The organism is Aquimonas sp., assembly GCF_044377145.1.
Lineage (GTDB): Bacteria > Pseudomonadota > Gammaproteobacteria > Xanthomonadales > Xanthomonadaceae > Aquimonas.
Genome location: NZ_JBILJQ010000130.1, coordinates 1 through 7,023 on the forward strand (window position 1 = coordinate 1; position 7,023 = coordinate 7,023).

At 61.3% G+C, this 7,023-nt stretch carries 8 protein-coding genes; 6 read left to right on the forward strand and 2 right to left on the reverse strand.

What is annotated here, in order from left to right:
- The coding region (locus ACIQ7H_RS21315) for a conjugal transfer protein TraH (RefSeq protein ID WP_395795353.1) at positions 1–1,044 on the forward strand (1,044 nt) is incomplete at its 5' end.
- Entirely contained in the window at positions 1,044–4,130 is a 3,087-nt protein-coding gene (locus ACIQ7H_RS21320; protein ID WP_395795355.1) for a conjugal transfer protein TraG N-terminal domain-containing protein, read from the forward strand. The genes ACIQ7H_RS21315 and ACIQ7H_RS21320, both read left to right, overlap by 1 nt.
- A gap of 46 nt (positions 4,131–4,176) precedes the next feature.
- On the opposite strand, the gene ACIQ7H_RS21325 is transcribed toward ACIQ7H_RS21320, so the two are convergent.
- Entirely contained in the window at positions 4,177–4,437 is a 261-nt protein-coding gene (locus tag ACIQ7H_RS21325) for a hypothetical protein (protein ID WP_395795357.1), read from the reverse strand.
- 143 nt (positions 4,438–4,580) lie between these two features.
- A complete protein-coding gene (locus ACIQ7H_RS21330) occupies positions 4,581–4,826 on the reverse strand; it encodes a hypothetical protein (protein WP_395795359.1) in 246 nt (81 codons plus the stop codon).
- Positions 4,827–5,099: 273 nt separating this feature from the next.
- Here ACIQ7H_RS21330 and ACIQ7H_RS21335 point away from each other — a divergent pair, with 273 nt between their 5' ends.
- The 4 genes from ACIQ7H_RS21335 to ACIQ7H_RS21350 form a co-directional block, all read left to right on the forward strand.
- Positions 5,100–5,771 carry a hypothetical protein gene (locus ACIQ7H_RS21335; protein ID WP_395795361.1) on the forward strand — a complete coding sequence of 224 codons (672 nt, stop codon included), beginning with the start codon at positions 5,100–5,102 and terminating at the stop codon, positions 5,769–5,771.
- A gap of 151 nt (positions 5,772–5,922) precedes the next feature.
- The gene (gene traL / locus ACIQ7H_RS21340; protein WP_395795363.1) at positions 5,923–6,216 is read left to right on the forward strand and encodes a type IV conjugative transfer system protein TraL; all 294 of its coding nucleotides are present in this window, start codon (positions 5,923–5,925) and stop codon (positions 6,214–6,216) included.
- Positions 6,213–6,797, forward strand: coding sequence for a TraE/TraK family type IV conjugative transfer system protein (locus ACIQ7H_RS21345; protein ID WP_395795365.1), 585 nt, complete (start codon positions 6,213–6,215; stop codon positions 6,795–6,797). Before traL ends, ACIQ7H_RS21345 begins: the two co-directional genes overlap by 4 nt.
- A gap of 6 nt (positions 6,798–6,803) precedes the next feature.
- The coding region (locus tag ACIQ7H_RS21350) for a hypothetical protein (protein WP_395795367.1) at positions 6,804–7,023 on the forward strand (220 nt) is incomplete at its 3' end.

Below are 7,023 nucleotides of genomic sequence, written 5' to 3' on the forward strand. Positions count from 1 at the left end.
GTGCAACTTGCTCCGGGTGATCAGGAGGGCGACAAGGAGCGGAAGGAAATCCAGGCGGGATTCCAGAGCATGTTCAACGGAGACAGCGCTGACGCATTCAGTGCTTTCGGTCGCCCGCGAGCGGGTGCTGAAACACCGACGCAAAGACTCCAAGCGCGCGGGACCGAGGAAGAACGCGAAGCTGTCATGCCGGGAAATCTGCTCTGGCGTGCGATGCGCAGTGCCAACGCTGGCACGTGGACGAGCGTGACCGGCGGCGACGACACGGCCTTCATGGAAGAGTTGCTGAGCCTAGTCGGCTCGATCCAGATCTGTCATGCGACTGATCCTCAGTGCCAGGCGACTGGAACGGACTCAGCCTCCACGCTGACCCGCGAGATACCCCCGATCCTGAGTCTTGCCGCGTTCATCGAGGGCTCAAACGCGACGGGAGCGGGGACTCAGAACGCCCCCAACATTACTCGGTCGCAGGTGTACTTCTGCAGCGATTCCCGGAACTGCCTCAACCCGCAATCGCGCTCGATGCAGTTCAAGGGTATGCGCTCGTACATCCTTGAGGCGTTCAACGGAGCAACTGCATCGGGCGAGGGCGGGATCATCGCCAAGCAGATCGGCGATTCATCAGGAGAGATGACGCCGTTCCAATCCGCGCTGATGGGCTACCACAACGAGCTGGGTGCTTTGATCACGCAGTCAATCTCGGTGCAACCCGACGGCACCCACGCCCGCATGATCGTGCAGGAGTTCAGCAGCCAGATAGCAGCTGAGTTCACCTATCAGTTCCTGACAGAGATGCTCAGATCCATGCGCAGCGCTGTCGCAGTACACATCCACGATGCGAGCAAGACGACCCAGATCACCATGATTGAGCGTGCCCAGGCCCGTTTGGATTCCGAGTACGCGCAGATCAGGGCCAATCCACAAACGGTCAGCATGATGGTTTCAAGAGCAGAACAGCTGAACCGTTTTGGGGTCACCGATACGCCAGGCGCACAGCGGGGCGAAACGCCCCGCGCCAGCAGCGTGGTTGGAGGATCTCGCTGATGGACTGGAACATACAGGTACTCGGTACCTTCGAATTCGTTCGCGCGGTACTTAATGGGGCAGCGATGTTTGGCAGCGGTGGCGCCGGTGGCTACGCGGCTGTCGCTGCTCTGGGCGCGGTGATCGGCCTCATCGTCTGCGCCTTCAAGGCGGTCTTTACGGCAGGCAAGGAGATTGAACTCCAGACCATGGCGATCTCAGCGCTGATGTTCACTGTGATGTTCGGATCCAGGGTCGAGGTCGTAGTGGAAGGCGTGCTACCCGGGCCCGACGGTCGACCCCAAATCGATCGCGTTGCAAACGTGCCGATCGGACTTGCTGTTTTGGGTCACCTGATCAGCAACACAGGCCTGTACTTTGCGCAGGAGATGGACAGCGCGTTCAGCACACCCGGCTCAAACAACGGATTGCCCCTGGCTTCCGGTGGATTCGGCCGAACACTCGAGCTTCTGCGCGCCCCCCTTGCGCTGGCTGACCCGCGCAACCCGAGCCGGGAGTTGGGTGTGTTGCGATCGAACGTGCAGCGCTACTTCAGTCAATGCAGCCTTCGTCACATCAGACGGTTCGGTCGTGGCGATGCACTTTGGACGCAGCCTGATTTCCTCGCCCAGCTGGAAGCTGACGACCAGACGGTCGTGATGATGCAGCTGACCCCTACAGGGCCAGAGACACCGCACACCTGCTCGGATGCTTGGACGCGTCTAGGTCTTGACTATGAGGTCAATGACCCCTTTATTCGTGAAGCCCTCAACAAGGGAATGGGCGCACGGATCCGGGAAGGAGGAGAGCTTGAAGATGTGCTCGACGAGATCAATAACGCGCTGCGTTCGATAGCTGTAAACAACCTTGACAATATAAAAGCAGAGCGAATCGCCGTGGCGGCTTTGGCGGTCGGTGCGATGGACGTGGGCCTCATCGAAGGCCTGCGAAACGACCCTCGCGCAATGCAGTCGCTGATGATGCAGCAGGCCTCCCGTCAGCGCGCTGTTCAATGGGCAGCGGAAGAGGGGATGTTTCTGCAAATCATCCGTCCGACGATCTCCTTCTTCGAGGCCTTGACCTACGCGCTCGCGCCGATGATGGCCTTCTTGATCGGCTTCGGGAACTTCGGAATTCGGCTGGCGCTCAAGTACCTTGTGCTGCCGGTTTGGGTAGTGCTGTGGATGCCGTTGATCTCGATCTGCAATCTCTACACATCCCGGATGTTGAGCTCGGTCCTGGAGCAGATGGACGCGTCGATCGCTGGTGGAGCCAGCCTGGCGCAGATCCAGTGGCTGTTCGAAGAGACAGTTCGAATCGCAGGTGTGGCGGGATTGCTGACGGCCGGTGTGCCCAGCTTGGCGATGATGTTGCTCTTCGGTGGCGCGGTCACCGCGAGCGCATACGCCAACCGACTGCAGGGCGGCGATCAAGTCAACGAGAAGATGAGCTCCGGAGACACAGCGACGCCTGGGGCGGCTTTGAAGATCGACGACACGCGAGCGATGTCGTCGATGACAGCTCAGGTGCAAACGGGCGCCGCTGGGTACTCCTACTCACAAAGCAGCATGGGCAGTGCCATGGTCCGGTCTGCTGAGAGTCGTTCTGAATCTGCGCAGGCAACTTTCGGCTCGTCGATCCAACTCGCCTACAAGGAAACTGCAGGCTTTGGTGTCGAGGCAAAGGAGGGATTGCGCGCGGCAGAAACCCGAGCGTTCGAAGAAAGTCGGGGTGAGACGGCCGGCTTCCTACAGTCGATGGGCTACAGCCAGCAGGAGCTGGCTAGCGCTGGGCTCAGCACGAGCGAGCAGGCGCAGTTTGCACAAGCTCTCTCAGGCTCAGTGACCGGCAAAGACATTGGTCAAGCCCTCGCCGGCACGGCCATTGCGGATAAGCTCGCCGGACTGAAGGGCCGAGGAGGCGCAGCCGCTGCTGTTGTCGGGTCGCTGCTATCGAATGCCCAGGCAGGCGCCAGGAACACGGATACCATTTCTCAAGGTTTGTCCCGGGAGCTCGCGACGAGCACCGGTCAGTCCCAGCAGCAGGTCCGCGACCTAGCGGATCGATACAGCACGCAGCTATCGCGGCGCGTCGGGCGCGAGGTTGTCGACGAAACTGGCAGCAATGCGAGGCTCGCCGAGGAGATTGCTCGAAGCAACACCCTGGGCCAGCAGTTTCAGGACGTTCAGTCGTCTCAGTCCGCGTACGAGTCTGCACGCCAGCGTGCAGACTCCTTCGGGACGTCGCAGTCGTTGCCTGAGAGCCAGGCTGTAGCGGCACTTCTCGGCTCGATGGCACAAAATGCGACGGGTTCGGCTCCGGTCGATACGCAGCTCACCGACCTCTATGCAAAGGTGTCCTCGGCTGTGGGTCCTGACGCCATGCGATCAGCCGAAAATGGTGTGGCGTTGAACAGTGGGTTGCCGCAAGGGTCACGGGAGGCAGAGGCTGCTGCCATCATGCGGGCCGCCTTCGGAAGCCCTCCTGCGGCAGGTAAAGAAGCGTCCCATCAGGAAGCCGCCGCCGACATCAGTCGTCTTGTGTTTGGCGATGCGAGTGCTTCGAACCCGCTCTACGGCGCGGGGGCCTTCGCGAACGGTAACCCTGGCCAGGCCAGCGCGGTTTCGACCGGGTCTCCAGCGGATATCGGTATTGGCCATTCCGCGGCCACGTCCACCGGTGGATACGTTGAGCAGGCAGCTGCGGCTCAGATCGACATGAGTGCCGCCACAATCGGTAGCCGGACAGCGGAGGCCATGTCGCCCATCAATGCGTTCGGCGGGCTTCCTGACGGAGTGGATCCTGGGATTCGTGACAGAGTTATGGATGCCGAAACACCAACGGACGCGCGGTATCTTGATCGAGATGTGAGAGCGGCGATGGGCGAGCCGATCCCTGCGTCAGATGCAGCGCCAGCTTCGCGACTGGAAGAACTCCATGCCCTGAGGCAAACACGCTCACTCACGAACGAAGAAGGCGATGAATATGCGGGCCTGATGCAGTCTCACACGTTCAACGAAATCGTGGACCTTGCAACCCCAGTTGGCGACGTCCGCGCGTTAGCTGGCGCAGCCGGTGACGTCGCCGAATGGGCGACGGGACGCTGAGGGAAGCTATGCCGGGCCAGACTCGCGTAGCTGGCCCCGGTTGCGATCAGACGTCTCCGTTGCGCCAGTCTTGATGGAGCACGTTGGAATCCAAGAAGTGCCCTTCCGTGCCGTGAACATCTATGTCCATCTGGCGAGCGAGATCGAGCGCATCAATCCGGTGATCCGCCGCTCCGGCTGGGTTCGAAGCCAGAGCAGCAGCTGCTGCAGATGCAGCCTTGGCTTTGCCGCCGTCAGTCGCGTACACGAGGCCATGAATCACGGCGAGTACCGCCGCGATGATCCCAATCAGCACCACAGATTTCATAGTCATAACTCTCGAAAGGCTGCCTAACCGAGCGGTGCGGGGTGCGGGGTGCAGGTAGGCAGTTCATGCGGCCGCGGCTGAATGGGTGTCCGCCCGCTCAACGAATGGGAGCTTGCGGAAGAAGAAGCGAGGTTTCACCGGGCTCAATCGTCGTCGTATAGGGCCCAAACCTGAACGCCTTTGGGAGCTCCCATCAGGCCATGCTCCATCCGCGCCATCGACTCAAGCGCGCCGAGATGATCGTCCTCTTCCGTGGGCTCGTCCGTGGACGCGGGAGTAACAGCATTCCCTGCGGGCGCCGTCCTCTTGCTGGGCTGGAACGCACTCACCGCGCCGTGAATCACGGCAAGCGCGATCACTAAGATCGAGAAGTACTTGATCAATTCCATGGCGATTCCTTCGCTCGTTGGCGATAGCCGTCCTGGCCATCGTAGTCCCACCTTGCCTGCGTCGTCGAGCCTGTCAACCTGCGACGGTCGGCGCTTACCCATGCCCTGCTGGCCGTGCGAGGTGTCAACCCCTTGCAAGCGCCCCGACACTTCGGGCTACCCTTGATGCAATTCCGCCTCGGCGGGGCCGTCGGTCTCGGCAAACTGACCATTCACCCACTTGGGGGCTCGTCCCCCCTTGGGGCGAGTCCTCGTCCATCAGGAGAGGACAACATGTTTTTCCGCGATCTTTTCGTGCTTGCCTTCGGTCTTGCAGCCTTGGCTGGCAGCTTCGCCGTAGTTTCCGCCACGATCCAAAGCCTGTTCGCGAGACAACCAGTGCCACGTGCTGCAATGTCGCCCGATGCGACGATTACACCGGAGTCCACGCCTTTTCCCGCTCCGGCGCCTGCGCACACACGATCATTGTCGGGACCTCGCGGTGTACTGCGGCATCCGGCGATGGCTGTCACGCCCGGAGGGGTGACTGCAGCAAATCATCGGGATCTTCAGGACGCTCTCCTGGCTGAAGCTTTGCTTCGTCAGGGCATCGACCCGGAGACCTTGCGCCGGGCGACACCGGTTCCGGAACCCGTGCGTGTTTTCGATTCAGTGCAGCCGATCACTCCGGCGTTGCCGCGACCTGGCGGTGTGCTGTGGCATCCGGCCATGGTGGTCACTTCCGGAGGGGCAGCTGCTCCGAGCGCTCTGGACCTTGAAGAGGCCCTGCTTGATGAAGCCTTGCGACGTCAGGGCATCGACCCGGTGGCCTACCGCCAGGCGAAGCTAGATACCGCCATGGTGCGCTACGACGCCTCTTCCAGCGCCCAACAGGAGGTGTCCCAACCCCAGGATGTCGAGTTCTGGGAAGTCGAGCCGGCTCCTCGGCACGATCCGACCGTTTAGCCCGCACCCCCGACCTGCACTGCAGGTCGGGGGTGTTTCGTTTCAGGGGCCTACTTTCCGATATCTCTCCGAAAACGGGGGGTATCGCGGAAGTGGGCGCGCTTCACGGTTCCTAGAGTGGTCATCACCCCACCCGGACCACTCGAAGCACATGAACTGGAACCAAGAGCACGAGCTGCCGCTGCACCTCGACGACCCCCAAACCCTCCTGTTCTGGTCAGCGGATGAGCTGATCCCGCTCGCGTTGTTCCTGATCGCCGCCATCATCACCGAAGAGCTGATCATCTGTATGGCAGCGGGTGTACTGGCCGTCTATTGGTATCGACGCTTCAAACAGACGCAGCCTGAGGGGTTTCTACTGCACTTCGCCTACTGGTACGGGTTCGTGCCGAGCAAGGCGCGATCAGTCATCTCTCCGTACATCCGCCAGGTCTTGCCGCTGTGAAGCTTTCGACGCAGCGCAATACCTTCGAGCAGGCGCTCAGGGAAAACAGATTGACCCGCTGGATCGTCGCGGGGCAAGTTTTGGCCATGCTTGTCATGGCATACGGCTGGGCGTCGACAGACCAGCGCGTAGTCATCGTCCCTCCTGGCCTGTCTACAGAGGTAGAGATCTCGGAGAACTCTGCGAGCCAGAGCCTGCAGATCGCGTGGGCGCAGTTCCTCGCCAACAACCTCGGCAATATCACTCCCCGTAACGCTGACCTAGTTCTCGACACGATCGGCAGCCACCTGTCTCCATCCGTGTACCGAAGCGTTGTGGATCGGCTCGCCGAGCAGATCAAGGTGCTGAAGGACGAGCAGCTCACGATCGAGTTCGACCCTATTAGCTCTCGCTGGGACAACGCCAGACGATCCGTGCTCATCACCGGTGAGCACCGAATCCGCGGACTGCGCGGCGCGGAGCGTCGTGAGGTGAAGACCTACGAGATGCGGTTCGTCGTCTCGAACTACCGGGTGCTTCTCGACCACCTCGATGTCCATGACGGGGCCACGCCGCCCCCGCCTCAGAACGCCCAAGGCTGATCGCCCATGCAACTGAAACTTCTCGCTCTGGCCGCCGCCGGCGTGCTGCTCGTAGCTGCCTCGTCTTGCGCAGTTGCCGACACCCAGATTCCTGGCCTGCCCGTAAAGACCGTAGGTGACTCCATCGAACTCGAGCTTCCGGCAGTTCCTGAAGATGTACCGGTAGCAGCGGCCGAGGCTGTGCCGGTCAGCAAGGAAGCCGAGGCCTTGGCCGCGCAAATCAATG

Bases quoted from the DNA above. Each gene is read 5' to 3' on its own strand.
- ACIQ7H_RS21320 (WP_395795355.1), top strand. From the start codon at position 1,044: ATGGACTGGAACATACAGGTACTCGGTACCTTCGAATTCGTTCGCGCG.
- ACIQ7H_RS21325 (WP_395795357.1), bottom strand. From the start codon at position 4,437: ATGAAATCTGTGGTGCTGATTGGGATCATCGCGGCGGTACTCGCCGTG.
- ACIQ7H_RS21330 (WP_395795359.1), bottom strand. From the start codon at position 4,826: ATGGAATTGATCAAGTACTTCTCGATCTTAGTGATCGCGCTTGCCGTG.
- ACIQ7H_RS21335 (WP_395795361.1), top strand. From the start codon at position 5,100: ATGTTTTTCCGCGATCTTTTCGTGCTTGCCTTCGGTCTTGCAGCCTTG.
- traL (WP_395795363.1), top strand. From the start codon at position 5,923: ATGAACTGGAACCAAGAGCACGAGCTGCCGCTGCACCTCGACGACCCC.